The organism is Thermosyntropha tengcongensis, assembly GCF_055381335.1.
In genome coordinates this window covers 273,715-292,070 of sequence record NZ_AP042437.1, presented here as the reverse complement: position 1 = coordinate 292,070, position 18,356 = coordinate 273,715, and the positions used below count along the sequence as shown (strand labels likewise).

14 protein-coding genes are annotated in these 18,356 nt (G+C 45.4%); 1 reads left to right on the top strand and 13 read right to left on the bottom strand.

Going from position 1 to position 18,356, the window contains the following annotated elements; all coding sequences use genetic code 11:
- Positions 1-56: 56 nt before the first annotated feature.
- From ACZ42E_RS01390 to ACZ42E_RS01370, 5 genes are all read right to left on the bottom strand, one after another.
- Positions 57-1,523, bottom strand: coding sequence for an amino acid permease (locus tag ACZ42E_RS01390; RefSeq protein ID WP_464892680.1), 1,467 nt, complete (start codon positions 1,521-1,523; stop codon positions 57-59).
- Between the two features lie 89 nt (positions 1,524-1,612).
- Positions 1,613-2,158: a TIGR01440 family protein gene (locus ACZ42E_RS01385; protein ID WP_464892679.1), complete on the bottom strand. Its 546-nt coding sequence runs from the start codon at positions 2,156-2,158 to the stop codon at positions 1,613-1,615.
- Between the two features lie 34 nt (positions 2,159-2,192).
- A complete protein-coding gene (locus ACZ42E_RS01380; RefSeq protein WP_464892678.1) occupies positions 2,193-2,810 on the bottom strand; it encodes an NUDIX hydrolase in 618 nt (205 codons plus the stop codon).
- Between the two features lie 129 nt (positions 2,811-2,939).
- Positions 2,940-5,351 (bottom strand): HD domain-containing phosphohydrolase, encoded by a 2,412-nt coding sequence (locus ACZ42E_RS01375; RefSeq protein WP_464892677.1) that lies wholly within the window; start codon positions 5,349-5,351, stop codon positions 2,940-2,942.
- A gap of 176 nt (positions 5,352-5,527) precedes the next feature.
- On the bottom strand, positions 5,528-7,204 hold the full coding sequence (locus tag ACZ42E_RS01370; RefSeq protein WP_464892676.1) for a Na/Pi cotransporter family protein: 1,677 nt from the start codon (positions 7,202-7,204) through the stop codon (positions 5,528-5,530).
- A 408-nt stretch (positions 7,205-7,612) separates the two neighbouring features.
- Here ACZ42E_RS01370 and ACZ42E_RS01365 point away from each other — a divergent pair, with 408 nt between their 5' ends.
- Positions 7,613-7,732 carry a TOBE domain-containing protein gene (locus ACZ42E_RS01365; RefSeq protein ID WP_464892675.1) on the top strand — a complete coding sequence of 40 codons (120 nt, stop codon included), beginning with the start codon at positions 7,613-7,615 and terminating at the stop codon, positions 7,730-7,732.
- 66 nt (positions 7,733-7,798) lie between these two features.
- On the opposite strand, the gene ACZ42E_RS01360 is transcribed toward ACZ42E_RS01365, so the two are convergent.
- The 8 genes from ACZ42E_RS01360 to ACZ42E_RS01325 form a co-directional block, all read right to left on the bottom strand.
- Positions 7,799-8,626 carry a hypothetical protein gene (locus tag ACZ42E_RS01360; protein WP_464892674.1) on the bottom strand — a complete coding sequence of 276 codons (828 nt, stop codon included), beginning with the start codon at positions 8,624-8,626 and terminating at the stop codon, positions 7,799-7,801.
- Positions 8,627-8,758: 132 nt separating this feature from the next.
- Positions 8,759-9,529: an enoyl-CoA hydratase/isomerase family protein gene (locus ACZ42E_RS01355; protein WP_464892673.1), complete on the bottom strand. Its 771-nt coding sequence runs from the start codon at positions 9,527-9,529 to the stop codon at positions 8,759-8,761.
- Between the two features lie 345 nt (positions 9,530-9,874).
- Positions 9,875-11,011 (bottom strand): zinc ribbon domain-containing protein, encoded by a 1,137-nt coding sequence (locus ACZ42E_RS01350; protein WP_464892672.1) that lies wholly within the window; start codon positions 11,009-11,011, stop codon positions 9,875-9,877.
- A 3-nt stretch (positions 11,012-11,014) separates the two neighbouring features.
- Positions 11,015-13,591, bottom strand: a complete 2,577-nt coding sequence (locus tag ACZ42E_RS01345) for a zinc-ribbon domain-containing protein (RefSeq protein WP_464892671.1) — start codon at positions 13,589-13,591, stop codon at positions 11,015-11,017.
- Position 13,592: 1 nt separating this feature from the next.
- Positions 13,593-14,594, bottom strand: coding sequence for a ligand-binding sensor domain-containing protein (locus tag ACZ42E_RS01340; protein WP_464892670.1), 1,002 nt, complete (start codon positions 14,592-14,594; stop codon positions 13,593-13,595).
- Positions 14,582-15,262 carry an ATP-binding cassette domain-containing protein gene (locus tag ACZ42E_RS01335; RefSeq protein WP_464892669.1) on the bottom strand — a complete coding sequence of 227 codons (681 nt, stop codon included), beginning with the start codon at positions 15,260-15,262 and terminating at the stop codon, positions 14,582-14,584. Before ACZ42E_RS01335 ends, ACZ42E_RS01340 begins: the two co-directional genes overlap by 13 nt.
- Before the next feature lie 10 nt (positions 15,263-15,272).
- A complete protein-coding gene (locus tag ACZ42E_RS01330) occupies positions 15,273-16,817 on the bottom strand; it encodes an ABC transporter permease (RefSeq protein ID WP_464892668.1) in 1,545 nt (514 codons plus the stop codon).
- An 11-nt stretch (positions 16,818-16,828) separates the two neighbouring features.
- Entirely contained in the window at positions 16,829-17,842 is a 1,014-nt protein-coding gene (locus tag ACZ42E_RS01325) for an extracellular solute-binding protein (protein WP_464892667.1), read from the bottom strand.
- Positions 17,843-18,356 lie beyond the last annotated feature (514 nt).

Below are 18,356 nucleotides of genomic sequence, written 5' to 3'. Positions count from 1 at the left end.
ATATTACAAAATATCTTTTTTCGTATATTTTTTACAAAGTATACATGCATACAAATTCATTTTTCTTTATTCGCATCCGTTCCTTTATCGTCACAGGAAGGGCATTTAGAGGAAAAAGAGATTTCTCTTCCTGCTTCCATAACTGTTCCCAGTTTAAAATAGTTTAACTCCTGTATCAGGATACCGGCAATATCTTTTTTACTCTCTACATATTTCTTAACCAGGTAAATTATCGCATACAGAAGAACCAGAGTAAGCCCTGCAACTAATCCTGACCCCTGCCCTTTTATAAAGGGCATGCTGGCCATAATCCCTATAAGCAAAACAACAGCAGCCAGGCTGGTATAAGGATAGCCCGGCAGCTGGCACCTGCCCTCCGGAGGACAGCCGTAAACTTTCCGAAACTTGAAATGGGTAGCCACAATAGCAAAATAGACAAACAGGAAAGCAAACCCCCCTGAGCTTACCAGAAACAAATAAATCTTCTGGGGCAGAATAAATCCCATGGCCAAACCTAACAGCATGGCTCCCCCTGAAAAAATAATCCCCCGGTAGGGAATATCCCCCTTATCCTTCAGCCAGGACGGAGCATGCCCTTCATCAGCCAGCGACCTTAACATGCGGGCAATGCCAAAAACAGCAGCCAGCATGGTAGAAAGAATAGCCGTTATCAATACTATATTTATCAGGTTAGAAACAAACCCCAGTCCATTACGGCTCAACGCAGTTACCAGAGGGCTGGTTTTTTCGCTTAAAACAGAAGTAGGTACCAGCAAAACCAGAAGGCTGACAGCAACTATATATAAACCAGCCAGGCTTAAAACCGTAAGGGCTATAGCTTTGGGCACATTTTCCCTGGCATTATGGGTTTCCGAAGCGGCCAGCCCCACAATCTCAAAGCCGGCATAAGTAAACATCACTATAAGCATACTGCCGGCAATACCTTTTATGCCATTAGCAAAAAAAGGTTCTCCAAACAGCTGGCCAAAGCCCAAAGGAGCCCTTCCAGCCCATCCGGTTACAATCCAGACCGCCAGCAAAATAAACCCTATAATAGCCAGCACCTTTACAGCCGCCAAACTGCTCTCCAGCTTGGAAAGCTTATCTACTCCCAGCAAATTTACCAGGGTTACAAGTACAATGACAGCAGTGCCCAGTAAAGGCAAAGATAAATAGGGAACATAAGATCTTATAAATACGGATACAGCAATTGCTTCACTGGACATAGCCAGAACCAGGCCCGTCCAGTAAACCCAGCCCACGACAAAACCTGCCATGGGCCCATATACATGTTCACTAAAAGTCCTGAAAGACCCGGCGGCCGGGTAAGCTACCGTCATTTCCGACAGGGCAAAAAGGATAACATAAACAAGCAGCCCTCCCAGTAAAAAAGCCAGTATTACTCCCGGCCCGGCTGCATTTATGGCAATAGCCGACCCCAAAAAGAAAGATCCTCCTATTACGGTTCCCAGAGCCAGCATCACCAGACTGCCTGTTGATAAACCTTTTTCTTCCGCTTTCACCTGGCCATCCTCCTTGATTTAATGTTCTTACAAATGTAGTTTTTGCCTGAATCAAGAAGGATATGCCCACAATAAAAAAACAGGCAGGCTTATAAACAGTATCTGGCCCTTTCTCCCCCTATAAGCGGTGGACGGGTTCTGGCCATGGTAAGATGAGCCATGCCTATTTCCTTTATGCTGGATCTTACCGGAACGGCTACCCTTTTTAAGTGCATGCCTATAAAAGTATCCCCTATGTCCATACCGGCATGAGCTTTAATCGCTTCCACCACCACCGGTTTTTCAAAACGCCGGTAGGCAACCGAAGCAAAGCTCCCGCCCGCATCAGGATGGGGAACTACAGTTACAACTTCCAGGTTATATTTTTCCGCACATTCCTCTTCTACTACCAGTGCCCGGTTTAAATGTTCACAGCACTGGGCTGCTAGATAAATCCCTTTTTCTTTTAAAAAAGGATAAATTCCATCAAAAACTGCCTCCGCCACTTCCAGACTGGAAGCTTTTCCTATCCTTTCCCCTTTTATCTCACTCGTGCTGCAGCCCACCACCAGAATATGTCCCGGTTTTAAACCTGCTTGCTGCCATAGTTCTTCCAGAGCCTGGCGGCTAAGAAGGGTTATGTTCTCCAGGTCCATCAATACTCCCTCCTCATGCCTTTTTAAACTTTTATCATTTTTTGATCAAATGCAAAAAATTATACAGTATGCGGGCAGTCATCCCCCATATGACATGGTCATTCCATATGTAAAAAAGCTGGGGAAGGCTTCCTTTCTTAAAAGCATATTTCTTGCCGTTGGGAATAAGCTCAGCTGGGTAATCGTCAGGCAGGCAAGGATTAAGCTCTATACGGCTCCTTAACGGCTTATAATTTAAAAGATAGCTTAAAGGAACTGTAAAAATCTCTTCCACCTCATCAGGATTAGGCTTTATATTTTTACTATCCCTTATAAATGCACAGTAAGGATATACGATAACATTAAACGGGCTCACCATTATATCAAGAGGGCAAATAACCTCTATATCATCTAGCTTAAGGCCCAGCTCTTCACAGGTTTCCCTCACTGCTGCTTTTTCAGGGCTTGTATCGCTTTCTTCTATCCTCCCTCCGGGAAACGATATCTCTCCCGGCTGGTGGTTAAGCGCAAAAGCCCTTTTTTCAAAAAGAATCCCCAGCTCCCCATTAGCATCATACAAAAGCGGAAGCAAAACAGCTGATTTAAACATCTCCTCATGCCCCAATATTTCCGCTTTCCTGCCCCGCAGGCGGGCATATATATTTTCCAGCATAAAAATACCTCCAGTTTTCCAACCATATTATTATAATAAACATAGCACTTTTTATAAGCCAAAAAAAGAACTTTCCCCGGCCATGTTTTTTAAGTTTTTCCCTGTAAAAACATAAGGCTGGCTCCGATACTAGCCAGCTTTTCTTTTCATCAAATACTCCCTGAATCTTTTTACCAGCTCCGGATCAAACTGCTTCCCGGCTTCTTTTTCTATAACCTCAAGAGCCTTCTCTTTCGTCATCCCTTCCCTGTAGGGACGGCTGCTGGTCATAGCGTCATAGGCATCACATATCGCAAGTATCCTGCACTCCAGGGGTATCTCCTCCCCTTTCAAGCCTAACGGATACCCTTTGCCATCCCACCATTCATGATGTTTTAGAATAAAGTCTGCAACCGGCAAAAGGTCAGGAGAAGCGCTGGCTATACGGTATCCTATTTCACAGTGCCTCTCCATTTCCCATTTTTCCTCCGGAGTCAAATCCCCCTGCTTAAAAAGGATGCGGTCAGGAATCCCTACCTTTCCTATATCATGAAACTGGGCCAGAAGCCGTATCTCATTTACCTTTTCTTCCGGCAGCCCAAGGTAGCGCGCGAAATCAGCTGCCAGCTCCTGCAGCCTTTCTGAATGGCCTTCAGTAACCAAATCCCTCTCTTCCATGGCTTTCTTCAATGTGCTGATAATGGCACTGCGCACACTCTGCCGCTGGTAAAGCTTTTCCCGGTACATATTATTGTCCGCCTCTTTAAAAATATCTTCCACCTTCTTACCCGGCCTGTCTTCCCAGGCCATACCTGTGGAAACGCTTAAAACCAGATCTTCAGAATGCCGGTTATAAACATCAGCTTCCATCTTAATCCTGCCTGCTATTTCCACCAGTTCTTCGCGGGAAACCTTAAAGGCAAGCAGTGCAAATTCATCTCCCCCGATGCGGGATATTACTATATTGTCTCTTTGCCCGCAGGCCCTCTTTATGGCTTCAGCAGCTGCTTGAAGCAGCTCATCCCCTTTCTTGTGGCCTAAAGTGTCATTAATAATTTTAAGGCCATCCACATCACAAACTATTATTCCCAGCGGATAATGCCCATGAGTTACAGAATTCATATTCTGTTCAAAAAAGGTTCGGTTATAGAGGCCGGTCAGCCCATCATGCAGGCTCATAAATTTTAACCTTTCTTCCATCCGCTTGCGTTCTGTTATATCTGAAATAAAAGCAAACGCATAAAGAGGCTTTCCTTTTTCATTCCTTACCAGAGTAGCCTTTACCAGCACATTTACCTTTTCCCCGTTTTTGGCCGGCAAAACCGCCTCATGCGTGTAGTGGAGGTTGTTGTCGCTTCCCTTGAGGAAATAATCGTAATTTAAACCTTCATCCTGTAAAAGGGCTCTTATGTTGTAATCTAAAAGCTCATCCCTTTCATAACCAAGCATCCGGCAAAGAGCCGTATTCACCTCTTTTATATGGTAAGCAAGGTCTATCATGCAGTAGCCTTCACTGGTCCTTTCAATCACTGTGGCCAGGTGATGGCGCACTTTTTCCAGCCTGCCAAGATAATAGGCCAGTATAAAAACCAGCACAGAAAAGACAAGCGTTATCAAAAACAGGTTGGAAAAAAGAAGTGCTCTCTGCTTTTTTATTTTCTTAACAAGGCTTTTATCATCATAAATTATTTCAATGAGATAAGAATTCCAGCTGTCTATTTCCCCGCTTGCCAGATAAGTATTATAAGGTATATAGCGGTAGGTAAGAATGCTCTTTTGGTCTTTTACCTCCCGCAGCTCATTATACAAAACGGCATCCGTTACTGCTTTCATATTCTCCGGAGGGATAACAAAACCTTTGCTTCTCCGGTTCTGGCTTATCTCCATTACCGGTTTGCCTTCCCGGTTGAACTTATAAATATTTATATCCCTGACTTCCGGATGTTTTTTCAAAAGGCCTTCTACCACCGTTTTAAAATCAAGTATGTTAAGCCCGGGGAATTTTTTCCCCACATCAATACTCAGTTCAAATATGTAGCGGTGGTCGGGAGACGGCATATAGCTGTATTTCATAAGCCTTCCTGTCTTATAAGAAGGCTCTATAAAATCGGTAACAAAACTATCTCCCTGAAGCCTTTCCTCAAGCAAAGCCCGGAAATTTTTGAACCTCTTGAAATCAAGCCCCTTATCAGGCGGGAAGGTAGTCCTGACTACCACCAGATTTTCATCAATTATATAAATATCAAAATCTCCCCCCTCTTTTTTCAGCTCATCAAGATTCCAGGACATGACATCGGGGTTTTTTTCGTATTCAGCTGCCAGACGCTCTGAAAATCTCATCATCTGTTCTGAAAAATAAGCGTCAATGACCCGCGAGGTATCCTCAACATTTTTCACTGCATGATAAACAGCGTTTTCAGTCATCTCCCGGCGGGCCATATCTTCTGCATACAGTATCTTTTCCACATTCTTAAAGCCCTTGTAAGATAAAAAGCATATTATCCCAAATACCAGAAGGTTGCTTATAATCACTACCCGGTAAAAGCGCGGTTTTTCAAGCATTTTTTACACCTGCCAGTATCAAATAAAAAAGCTAGTAATTCTTAATTAGATCATATTACAAAAAATGATAATAAATTTCTGCCATTTAAGCCATACAAAAAATTTATACATCTCAGATTATAAAAATACAGCACATCATTTTCGATGTGCTGCCTGTTTATAAAATTCATCTTTAATTAAGCATTATCCAGAACATAACCTGCAATATTGCGGCAGTGTTCGTTAATCCGCTTTATATTGCTCAAGAGATCCAGGAATACTGCCCCGTTATTGCCGTTGCAAATCCTCTCATTAAGCCTTCGGATATGGTTTTTGCGGTACTCAGCCTGCAGTTTTTCTACCATGCGCTCATTCTGCATAACCTTGCGCGCCAGATCCTTGTCTTCTTTTTCCAGAGCCCTGAAAGCCAAACGCAAAGTCTCCTTGGTCATATCAATAATATTGGCCAGTTCTTTCTGGGCTTCCCCGGAAAAATTGACATTATACTTGGTAGCATAATCTGCCTGTTCTATTATATTTTCACTGTGGTCAGCAATCCTTTCAATATCATTTAAAGACTGCAGTATCACATAAGCCCGGTTAGAATCTTCAGGGGAAAGCCTTTTTTCAGAGGCCAAAACCACATAGTCGGTTATTTCCCGCTCCAGGTTATCAATAACTTCTTCCAGGGACATCCCTTTTTGATAAAGCTGCATATCCCGGGTATTAAAATATTCTATGGCATTATTAAACGCCTCTACCGCCAGATTTCCCATGCGCAGGGTTTCCCGGTTAGCCTGGGCCAGAGCCACTGCTGGGTTATTAAGGAACCTTTTATCAATATATTTAGGTTTAAATTCAATAACTTCTTTTTCCGCTTTTTCTTCAGGCACCAGTTTAGTTACTATCCAGGCCAAAACCCCTACCAGCGGCAGATGAATCAAGGTATTGCTTATATTGAAAACCGCATGGGTCTGCGCAATCTGCAGCTTTACCCCTATCGTATCCCAGGTGCCGGCAAAGCCAGGAATAAGGGTAAAAAATGAATTGGTAACCCACACCACCATCTTTTCAAAAACGCCCATAATGAACAGAGGCAGAAAAATAATCGTTCCCACCACATTGAAAAGGAAATGGGTAAGAGCTGTCCGCCTAGCTGCCACACTGGCCCCAATCGCGGCCAAAATAGCCGTAACGGTAGTTCCAATATTATCTCCAAACAGGATGGGAACTGCCTGCCTGTAAGTCACTGCCCCCTGATAGGCCAACTCCTGCAAAACCCCGATAGTGGCGCTGCTGCTCTGTACAATAGCTGTAAACCCTGTTCCCACCAGCACTCCCAGAAGGGCATTGTTGCCTATATCTGTCATCAGCTTTATGAAAAACGGCAGGTCTTTAAGCTCTTTCATTCCATGCCCCATAATCGTCAAGCCTGCAAAAAGAAGTCCAAAGCCAAATAATGCCTGTCCTATGAGCTGCAGCTTTTTATTTTTGGAAAGCAAATACAAAAATACCCCTATGCCGATTATGGGATAAGCATAATCCTTAAGGTTAAACCCGATAAGATAAGCGGTAACGGTAGTACCTATATTGGCACCCATAATTACGCCAATAGCCTGTCTCAAAGTTAAAAGCTCGGCATTAACCAGCCCTACAGTTAGAACCGTAGTGGCGCTGCTGCTCTGGATAAGTCCGGTAACCAGTATGCCGGTAAAAACACCGCGTATCGGACTTTTAGTTCCATGTTCCAGGATAGTCCGCATCCGGTTGCCGGCTACCGACTGCAGCCCGTCCGACATAAACTTGAGGCCGAATAACAGCAGCCCCAACCCGCCCAGAAAAGAAAAAATTATCTCCTGCCAGGAAATAGCCATAGATCGTTTTTTCCTCCTTAAACAAAATATTCCTCAACAATATGCAGGAATTTTTGCCAGATCAATTTATTATTAAGCCGGTAATAAAATGTCTGGCATATATCCTACAAACCCCCTATTTTATTATATACATTTTAAGCCGGAAGCCAACCTGATAAATTTTACACAAAAATAAATAATGAGCAAAGCAAAAAATATTTGCCTCATGCATAACTTAAAGTTATATTCAAAATACATTGCTGGTTATATATGGATATTCGGGGTATAAAGCATAAATTTTGCACCCATCATAATAACAGCGTGATAAAGGAGGTGAGAAAAGAAATGAAAGCAGGAGTACGCAACAGGCTTACCGGAAAGGTATGAGAAATCAAGAAGGATGAGGTCATGGCCCAGGTTACTATGTGAATGGGCGACCTTGAAATCACGTCCGTGATGACGCGAGAATCTCTGGAAGAAAGCGGCTTTGCCCAGGGTGATGAGGTAACTGCTCTGGTCAAAGCTATAAACGTGGTTCTGGTAAAATAATCCTTAAGATTAATCTTTAACCTTCAAAACAGCCGGGCCCATCCCCCGGCTGTTCTCATAAAAACCCTACATTTTGGACAGGCTTTCTTCCACCGCTTTTAAGTTATCATCCACGACCTTAATCTTCATAGATATAAGCAAAGACTCCTTCTCCTCTATGGCTTCCTGTAAATCATTAAGGGAGAGTTCGGTACGGTCAAACAGTTTGTCGTCTTCACCCTTCTTTTTCTGCATTTTAAGCATATTCCAGTATTCAGACAAAGAAGGCATATGTTTTTGCGCCTCTGCAAAATCACCTTTGCCTGCCAAAGCAGCCGACATCAAGGCTTCATATTTTACCAGGTAAAAATTGGCTGGCACCACTCCGCCAAAATCCCTGCTTATCCCGGCATAATATTTATACATAGAAATCCCTGCCATCACGGCTTCTTCTTTTTTCTTCTTTTCCACTGCCCTGGCCAGTTCATCCAGCCCTTTACGGAAACTATCCCTCTTTTTGCTTCCTACCCCCGCTTTCACCAAATCCGGCTCCAGAGCATTCCATTCCTTATACATTTTCTGCAAAATCTCTTTTTCCTTGCGGTAGTCGTTTTCTTTCAACTTCTTTTCTTCACCTGATATCTTTCCTTTACTGCTGTCATTTTGCCCTTCTGATCCCGCACCTGTATCCTTGCTTTTCTGTTTGTTAGAATCCTCTTTTACCATTTTTTTAGCCAGTTCTTCATTTATTTTGTCAATATCGTCTTTTATTTTCTTCAAGGCAGGTGGAGCCTTCATCTTTTCTTCTCCTGCTGGTTTTTGGGCTGCCTCCTTTTTCTGGCCGCTGCACCCGGCTATTAACCCTGAACTCAAAAAAACAACAGCCAACATTATGAGCCATCTTTTCTTAAGCAAATTCCCACCCCTTTTATCCCTTGTAAACTATTATTTATCTTTTCCTGATACTCCCCTTTAAATGCACAAAAAAAGAAAAAGAGCTTCCTCAGGTGAAGCTCTCTTAAATTCTTTTGATATAACTGATATGTTTTAGCTTATAGCTGCTTTTACCGCTTTTAAGGTATTAATTATATTTTCATCAGTGAAAACCTTTATAAGGAGATCGAAATCATAGCTGTCTATAAATTTTCTCATATATTCTGCATAAGGCTTCCTTTCCAGGTATTTAAGCAGTATAAACGGACGTCCCGGGGTATCGATATAACTTGTAATTACCTCCTTGGCTCTCTTTATCAGGGTTTCGTCATCTTCCACCAGTTCGTCAAAAATCCCTTTTTCAAAGCAGTAAGCCGGACTTACCAGTTCCCCCTTAAATATTATATCCCGGAAATTTTTTTCCGTTCCCAAACCGAAACGCATGATTTCCCCTTCCGCAGGAGTCAGTGACAAACCTATTTTTATTTCCGTCATGCCAATCTTGATTTTCGGATGGTTTTTGGCAATCTTGTAGTCACAGGCCATAGCCACTATCATCCCGGCAGCAGTCGCATGCCCATTTATGGCAGCTACAACCGGTTTAGAACAGGTAAATAGCTTGTACAGGACTTCTTCTTCATATCTAAACCAGTCCACAATAGCTTCCGGACCAGCAAAAGTGGTAAAAGTCTCTAAATCAAAGCCCCCGGAAAAATACCTGTCCTGCCCGGTAATAATAATCCCTTTAAGTTCTTCTTCACTGTTTACCCTGTCAATAGCCTCTTCGAGGCCCCTCAAGGTATCCTGGTGTATAGCCTTTACCCTGCCGTAGCAAAAATTAAAAATAATAATATTATCTTCAATCCTGTATTCATACTTCTCCATCCTGTACACCCTCTCCTTGTAAAAATTTTTCTTTTCGTGAAAATCCTGCTGCAATACTCCTTTCCCCTGCTTTCACCCCCTGGAACAAGCCTTTAAGATGCTCTTATAAATGCATTATCAGTTTACCAAAAATCTACCCCTATTTAAAGATATCCGCGTGGGCAATATTTTATTTCTCAGCCTTTGATCCCCCACCACTGCTTCAGCTGAGGTACTTCAACCAGGAAAACATATTGCAGGATTTAGAACCAGCCTATCGCATTGCTTTTCGTAAAAAAGCAGCAGGTATTCTTCTAAATACCTGCTGCTCCAGCTACCGAAATCGAACCTAATTTCATGAGCTGATCAAATGCGGCTCCCACACACAACACAAAACTTGGCGCCTGCTGGAGCTGGATTATCGCACCTGGGACACCTTATCTCTTTGCCTGTCTTTTCACCACACACCGGGCAAAACCTGGCATGAGCAGGGATTTCTGACAGGCAAACCGAACATTTTCGCGATAAGAGGGCATCCTCTGCTTTACTGGTATTCGCATCTCCTAAAAGCAAAAGCCTGTTAAAAAGCACTTCCACATATTCCAGAACCGTTTCCGGAGCAATGCCCGTAAAGGATAACTTATCTCCCACAGGCTCCAGCATCAGCACATCATGAATACCGCCCATTACCGCCACATAACCCAGCTGCCTTACCTCTCCTTTTTCCTTGTAGGCAGCGCGCACAGAAAGCAGGCTCTCAATAAGAAGCAGCCGGCTCGCTACCTCTACCATTTCGGGACCAGCATTGAACTGTTCTCCGCTTACAATGAGAAGGCCTCTGTCAGTTAGTTCTTTTAAACCCTGCCTTATTTCATCATCAGTCAGTTTACGATTAATTATCCCGTAAACAACAGTCGTAAGCCACTGGGCATCGTCTTTCGCACTCTTTACCTCATCAATAATATGTTCACCGGTTAAAGCTATATCATACGAAGTTCCAAGGCCCAGCGCCGCCAGCATACGGCGCCGCATAATATCTATGCCTGCTGCATAGGCCAGAGCCCCGCTTAATGACAAATCTGTTTCCACATTCAGCGACAAAAAAGGAGAATCCCCCCATAATGCGCGCAGCGTCTGAAGAACTTCGCCTACCTTGACCGGATAACTTATGCGCCATCCTTCTTCCCGGCTTTTGAGCCGTATTACCTCCTTTTGCCCCGGGGCAAAGTAAAAAGTATCTTCCATCCTTCCCAGGCCGCTCGTAAAACGGCAGCGAAAGACCGCAGCAGGATCAGCTAATATTTGCATCGCATACATAGCTTTAGGCGTTAGATTATCCCTATCATCTATCAAGCCTGCCTTCTTTAAAGCACTTATTTCCTCCTCATTGGAAGACATTAAAGGCAGACTGGCAAATGGAGACAAAACCCCGAAGGTGGCAGCTGTTTTTTCACCTAAAAACCTTAAGGCTCCCCTGCTGACATCAAAGCTTTCACGTTTCATCCTCTACTGATCCCCCTTTCCAAACATCGCGTCCATGATGGGATCCTTGCTCAGCTTATCGCGAATGCTGCCCTGCAGGACATTCTTCCCCGCTGTGGCAAATTTATCGCGCACCATACCCGATACTGATTCATGAATGTTTTCCTTGCCCATTAGAGCGTCTTTGATAAATCCAGCTCGCGCTTCTCCCCAGGCCGCATCTTCCGGATTAAATGCGGTATATTCCTTAAATCCGGGCAGCTTGCCGCCGGTCATATCTGTGATTTTGCCTGCTCCCGCATCCATGATCTTGCCTAAACCAAGATCTACAACTCCTTTTAGCGTCCCTCTGGCAATGTGGCTGGTATAATCCTTGCCTTCAGCGATCGCCTCACCCAATCCCTCAGCAGTTCCCTTGGCCACCGTGTAGATATCCTTGATTCTGCCTCCAACAGGGCCAGTTACATTAGATAAGACATCTATCGACTTGTCAGCTCCCCACTGCACCCACTCACCTGCTGAAACCGCCTTATCCCACCACCAGACAGAGCTGTTAGCTGCCGCCGAATCTTGTTGCAGCTTTTCCTGCCTGGCCTTTAGATCTTCAAGTACCTCATTAAATGTTTTTCCCTGCCTGTTTATACCGTCGCGGTTAAAGCCGCGCCTGTCATACCCGTCCCGATCAAAACCTTCCCGGTCATAGCCCATCACATTAAAACCGTCCCGGTCATAACCCTCCCGGTCATAGCCCTTGCGGTTAAATCCATCTTTGTCATAACCTTCGCGATCATAGCCATTCCTGTCATAGCCGTTTCGGTCATAACCATCTCTATCATAGCCATTTCGATCGTAGCCTTCCCTGTCATAGCCGTCTTTTCCTATACCATCCCGGTCAAATCCTTCGCTATTATATCCATTTCTATCATAGCCTTCGCGATCGAACCCTTCCCGGTCAAACCCTTCCCGGTCATAACCTTCGCGATCAAATCCCTCACGGTTAAACCCTTCCCGGTCGTAACCTTCCCGATTAAATCCTTCCCGGTCAAACCCTTCCCGGTCATAACCTTCGCGATTGAACCCTTCCCGGTCAAATCCTTCGCGATCAAATCCGTTGACATCAAAGCCCTCCCGGTCGTAGCCTTCCGCATCGCGGCCATTTCGGTCATAACCCTCGTCATTATATCCACTGCGGTAAAAGCCATCCCGATCCTTGCCATTTCGATCATAGCCCTCCGCATCATACCCATTGCGGTCATATCCATCCCGGTCAAAGCCATTCCGGTCGTATCCATTCCTGTCGTATCCATCACGATCATAACCGTCACGGTCGTAACCATCCTGATCATATCCGTCCTCGTCAAACTTTCTTTCATCATCACCTTCTCCGCCCTCGCTGCCATCCTGAGGCTCATTTTGGTTCGGGACCGTGAAATCATTCAGGCTAACGTTATTCAAGGCATTAATTAAGGCAGGACCTGCTGCCGCTCCAACCGAGGGACCCACTCCATGCAGCACCGCCCGCACGGAACCCGGGCTGCGTACCCAGGAATCAAATGTTCCCCCACATTCAGCCCATCCTCCATCATCCGCCAAAACCTGTTTGGCTTTTAAGAACACCACAGCAAGTGTTAAGAGAAAAAACAAAAGCGACATAAAATGGCCGCCCTGCCCTCCATCCGAATACAGGAGATAGGCAGCTGCGCACAGCATTATAATCCCAGCATAAGATGGCCACGGGAGAATGAAGGCCAGGGCAAACCCCAGCGAAGTCCCGATAAGTCCCACATAAGCGGGAACCACTCCAAATTGGGCAGCAGCCTCCGCCTGCTTTGGATTAATCACAGTAACCAGCGCAATCCACGTTGACTGAATAAGGATCGCAACTACTCTTCCTGCAGGACTTGCGAAAATAACCGCCAGCCCCATGGCGAGTACCAGGCTCGTCATATTGCTCATTATCCCTGATATAACCAGCGATATCCCCATTCCAGACAGCAAAAGGACAAAGCCATCCTTACCGGCTTCGCGCACATAATCTGCCATCAGGCCAGGTATGCGCGCCATATCAGATATCCATACACCCCAGCCTTTTTTTCGTATCTGAGGGAGGGAAGTAAAAATAAAACCAGATAATAACATCCATAAAAGAGTAGCTGATATCACCCGTCCCTGAGTAGCCAGCAGCTCGCGGCCTATCCAGGTACCTGCGCCAAACCCCTCATTGCGCACCACCAGAAGATAGGTGTGCAGGAGCATGGTAACCAAAAAAACAATAATCATCATAGGAATGTTTTTTACCAGATTCCTAACCGTCTGTCTCAGTACCAGGTTGAAGAATGTCCTCCAGTTTAAAGGAGGTTTATCCTGTATATAACTTTCACCCTCCATCCTTTTAAAATCGTTACTTACATTATTTCCTAAATCTTGAGATGAAAAGCAGGTTACCGCGCTTCCGCAGTTCGCGCAAAATTCCGCTCCTTCTTTCAGCGCCCAGCCACAGTTTGCACATACGCCAGAAGCTTTTATCACAGCTGGCGTTCCGCAGCGGGGGCAAAATTTTGCCTGATCGGCCAGTTGGTTTCCGCATTGAAGACAACGCATGCTATTTTTCTCCCCTCCTCATGCGGGTCAAGCCATCTTCAGTGGCCATCCACAAAAAACCGTTGTCATCTTCCAGCATATCTTTAACCTCATTGCCCGCCAGCCCCTTTCGTCGATCAAGGTATCCCCACCTTTTGCCGTCGTACCACGCAACTCCATCATACTCCGATCCAAACCACATCCTGCCAGCGGCATCCTGATATATAGACCGCACCTTTTCCCCAGCCAGCCCATCCTTTTGGGTAAGCCTGCGAGCAATCTGGGGCCTGCCGTCAACGACCTTGAACAAAACTGCCCCACCTCGATTATAGAAACCTGTTGCCGCCCATATGTTGCCATCCAGATCCTCCATTATGTCACAAACATTATCATCAGGGAGCCCATCATCTGAATTAAAGTTAAACCACTCATTTCCCGCCAGGCAGGAAACTCCGCCCCCGGGCACTGCATAAGAGCCAAACCACATAAAACCTCTGGAGTCCTCAAATATTACATTTACCATTGAAGAAGCCAGGCCATCTTTTTCTCCATAAACCCTCCATCTGCTCCCCTCCAGCACCGCTGCGCCATTCCAGGTCCCTACCCAAATCCTGCCTTTATTATCACATGCCAGGCAATTAATGCGCTTATCAGGCAGTCCTTTAATCATCAGCACCTTATCATCCTCATACAAAAACAATCCATTCTGGGTGCCAATCCACAGATTTCCCGCCTTATCAAGAAGCAGGGCCCGCACATTTTCAACCTGTTCGCTGCCGGGAAGTTTTCCTTTTAGCCTGAAGGAATGCGCATCAATCACAAAGACACCATCTCTTCCCCCCGCATAGATGATGGGGCCGCTTTGTACAAGTGCTGATATCTCATGCGGAGGGCGCATAACAGCCAGATTTTTTTCCATCTGTTCATGCGCAATATACTGCCCCACCCCATAAATAACGGCCAAAACCACCCCCGCAGTCAAAACCAGCGGGAAGAATATCCTTTGCCAGTTTAAACAGGCCATTTACAATCAACCTCCGCCAGCCTCCCACCCTTCACCTCATATGTCTTATCTGCCAGCTGTTCTGCTTCCCTTATTTCATGCGTAACCAGAATAATTCCGATCCTCTCGGATTCCATCCTGTGTTTAACCCAGGAAATAGCTCTGTCCTTTAACTCCTCGTCCAGGTTAGTAAACGGTTCATCCATTAGCAGCCAGTTAGGCTGTGCAGCCAAAGCGCGGGCCAAGGCTACCCTTCTTGCCTCACCACCCGAAATCTGGCTCGGCATGCGCTTCAGTAAAGGGCCTATACCTAGAGCCTCAGCATTTTCATAGGCTATTTTCTTTTTATTCAATCCCCTGCGCACACCGAAGGTAATATTTTCATAAACATTAAGATGTGGCCATAAAGCTGACCCCTGAAAAACCATGGACATTAGCCTTTGTTCCGGGATTACTGCCCCTGTCGGCCGGCTTAATATGCGCATATCAGTCCGTATATCCCCTCTATCCGGAAGTATAAACCCGGCAATTATCTTAAGCAGCGTAGTCTTGCCGCTTCCTGACTCACCCAAAATGGCAGCACACGTCCCTCTTGCGAGAGTAAAACTTATCTCGCTTAAAACCTGTTTTCCAGCCAAAGATTTGCCGATTTGGTCAACAATAAGTATTTCTTCTCTGTCCGGGCACAAAGCTTACTTTCTACCCCCTCTCTCCATTCATAAACATGCTTCTCGCTAACACACCTGCCACAACAGTCACTAAACCCATACTCAAACAAAGCAGCGCTACTGCTCCCCTGGCCCCATAGTGCAGGTAATTGTAAATACGTACTGTTATCGTCTCCTGCCCTGGCGGAGTCAGCATAACCGCAGTCCCCAGCTCTCCTATCACAAAAGCCAGAATAAAAGCTGTCGCTCCCAGAAAAGCCATCTTAACCAGCGGCAGTTCTACCTTTAAGAAGGCTTGATACTCTCTTTTCGCATGGATTAAAGCCGCCGCCAGCAAATCATGGTCAACCCGCTTTAGAAAAGCCCAGCTTAACAAAACAGCTAATGGTGCAAAACGCGTAACCTCGCCTAAAATGATTAACAAATTAGAGCCGTGCAAAGGGTAAAGCCAGCTGCCAATTTCAATCCAGGCAATTCCCACCAGAGGTGAAGGAAGCGCCCACGGCAGCAATACAACTAACCACCAGCAATATCGCTGTCGACTGTGAAAGGCCAGCCTGCGTGCCACCACATATCCCAGCACAATGCATACAAAGGCCGCCGCGATTGATATTGCGCATGAATAAATCAGCGAGCTTATACTTCCTTTAAGTATATTAAACTCCGGGCCAGACAATGCCTCCAAGCCTAAACTTAATAAGGGCAAAGTAGGCTGGACCAAAGCTATAATCACAAACAGCATGCCAATTCCGCGATAACCAGCCTTCCAGTTCAAGGGAAAATAATCATTGGAATTTTGGGGGATAAGAAATGAACTTACATGCTGCAAAGGCAATATGCTTAAGGCTATGACGGCTGCACTTAATATAAGAATCGGCAGCGATAAGACAAAAGCTCTCCCGGGATCAGCATGCAATGAAAAGTCCGCAAAAATATCAAAGGCATAGACGTTTACCTGGCACAATGAAGGAATTGTGTAATCAAGCAAAGCCAAAACAAAATTAAATCCTCCTGCTGCCGCCATGACTGGAACCAGCAGGGGCAAAGCCACCGAAAACCAGACCTTTTCTCCCCCAGCAGCCAGGCTCGCCACCTCCAGCAGTTCCCGGTCGATTGCCCTTAGTCCTATGTACACGGCCAGCGATGACAGAGGCATAAGCCACATCACCATCGTCCACCAGGCGGCCAGCGGGTTATGCCAGCTTAATCCAATCCTATACGCCAGTAAAGACCACCCGGATACATGTATATAGCCTGGCATCGGCAAAACAATCAGGAAGGCAGGCACTATAAGTGCAGCCAAACGAGGTTTAAGCCATAATATACTGCCTATCCCGGCACCCAGTATTAAAGAAAAAATAGCCACTGCCGCCGATAAAACCAGGGTATTGAAAAACAGCTCCAGCCGGCGGGAAGTCGCCAGCAATACCGCCTTATGGCTTAAGCTGCCCGATTCCATTCCCGCTATCACCAGGACAAAAAAAGGTCCCAGGGCAATAAGAATATAACAAAAAAGAAGCAGTCTTTCAGCAAAGGCAGGCATCCGCGGCAACACATTATCTACCTGTGAAGGCATATGCTGCTCTCCTAACGCACAAAGATTTCAGCCATATCTGCTTTCGAGCGTTCTCTTTCCCGATATATTTCTTCAAAATTTACCGGCATTTCTTTAATATTCTGCGGGATGCCCGCATCAAATTGCTTGCTTAACTTTCGACAGGGAATCTGGATAGCCCCATCTTTTAAAAGACGTGCCTCTACAGGTCTGGAAAGAAGATAATCAATAAAGGCCTGCCCTTCGCAGCTATGCGGGGCATTTTTTATCAAGGCCACCGTGTTCGGGATTATTAAAGTCCCCATTCCTTCGTTATCCGGGAAAACAAACGCCACAGGTGCACCGCCACGAATCGCGCTCAGCGCGTCGTCAGTATCAGTTAGTCCCCACCAAAGCTTGCCGCTTGCCACCATATCCTTTACTACAGAGTTGCCATCCACTACCTGTACGCCACGTTCCTTTACCTTTTGGAAAAACTGACGGCCATTTTCCTCACCCCACAGCGCATATAAAGCCGCAACATGAGTCGCCGTCGTGCCAAACATCGGATAGGCAATACCAATCTTGTCTGCCGGCCACCTTGGATCAATAAGCTCCCTAACTGAACGCGGATACTGATTGGAGGCAACCTTATCGGTATTCACGATAATTACACGAGCTCTGCCGCCAAAAGCTGTCCACATTCCATCCGGATCACGGAACATTTCCGGAATATCCCCGGCGTTCCTGGACTTATAAGACGCTAAAACCCCTTGCTCCTTTAAAAAAAGTGTCTGCATAAATTCAGAGTTCCAGAAAACATCGGCCTGGGGACGCTCCTTTTCAGCCACCAGCCGGTTAACCAGCCCCGTTGTCTTGGTAGCTTCCACATCATATACCGCCTTCACCTTGATGCCGCTCTTCTTTTCAAAATCTTTTAGAACAGGCTCAGCATACACTTGGTCTACCGACGTATATACAACTACTTCCCGGCTGCTGCCGCAACCTGTCCCCAATACAATCACAACCAGCAAAAACAACCCCGCAAGCAAGCGCTTTGCTTTCATACAACCTTATCCTCCCCAGGCAGTCGTTTTCTCTCCCATTCCTCTTTTTCTTATACGGTCTCATCTAATCAAGTATTCTGCGTAATTAACAAAACCAGAATTATTAAAGGTTTATTTGGAAATAAAAAAAGACTTCACCCCACCATCAGAGAAAGACGCAAGTGAGCAAAACAAAAATTCCAGAAAGGAGTGAAGTCACCTGTATATTCTTCAGCAAATGTCATTTTCCCTGGAATAATTGATGGAACTCTAATTTAAAGGGCATATGCCTTTTCAATTTTGCAAAATGCTTAGTTCATGCACCCGCCCTTCGATATCAACCTTACCTATATCTTACAGGGAATTTAATCAACTTGCAATCTTGCTTTTTCAATAACCAGTGCCAGGACGCCACTGAAAAAAAAACTGTCCTTTTTCAGCACAAATTTCTACGAGATTTTTAACAAAAGCTAATCCTTTTAACCCCCATTACAGCTTTGTTTTTTCACGGTACAAAGCCGTTATCCCTGCCCAG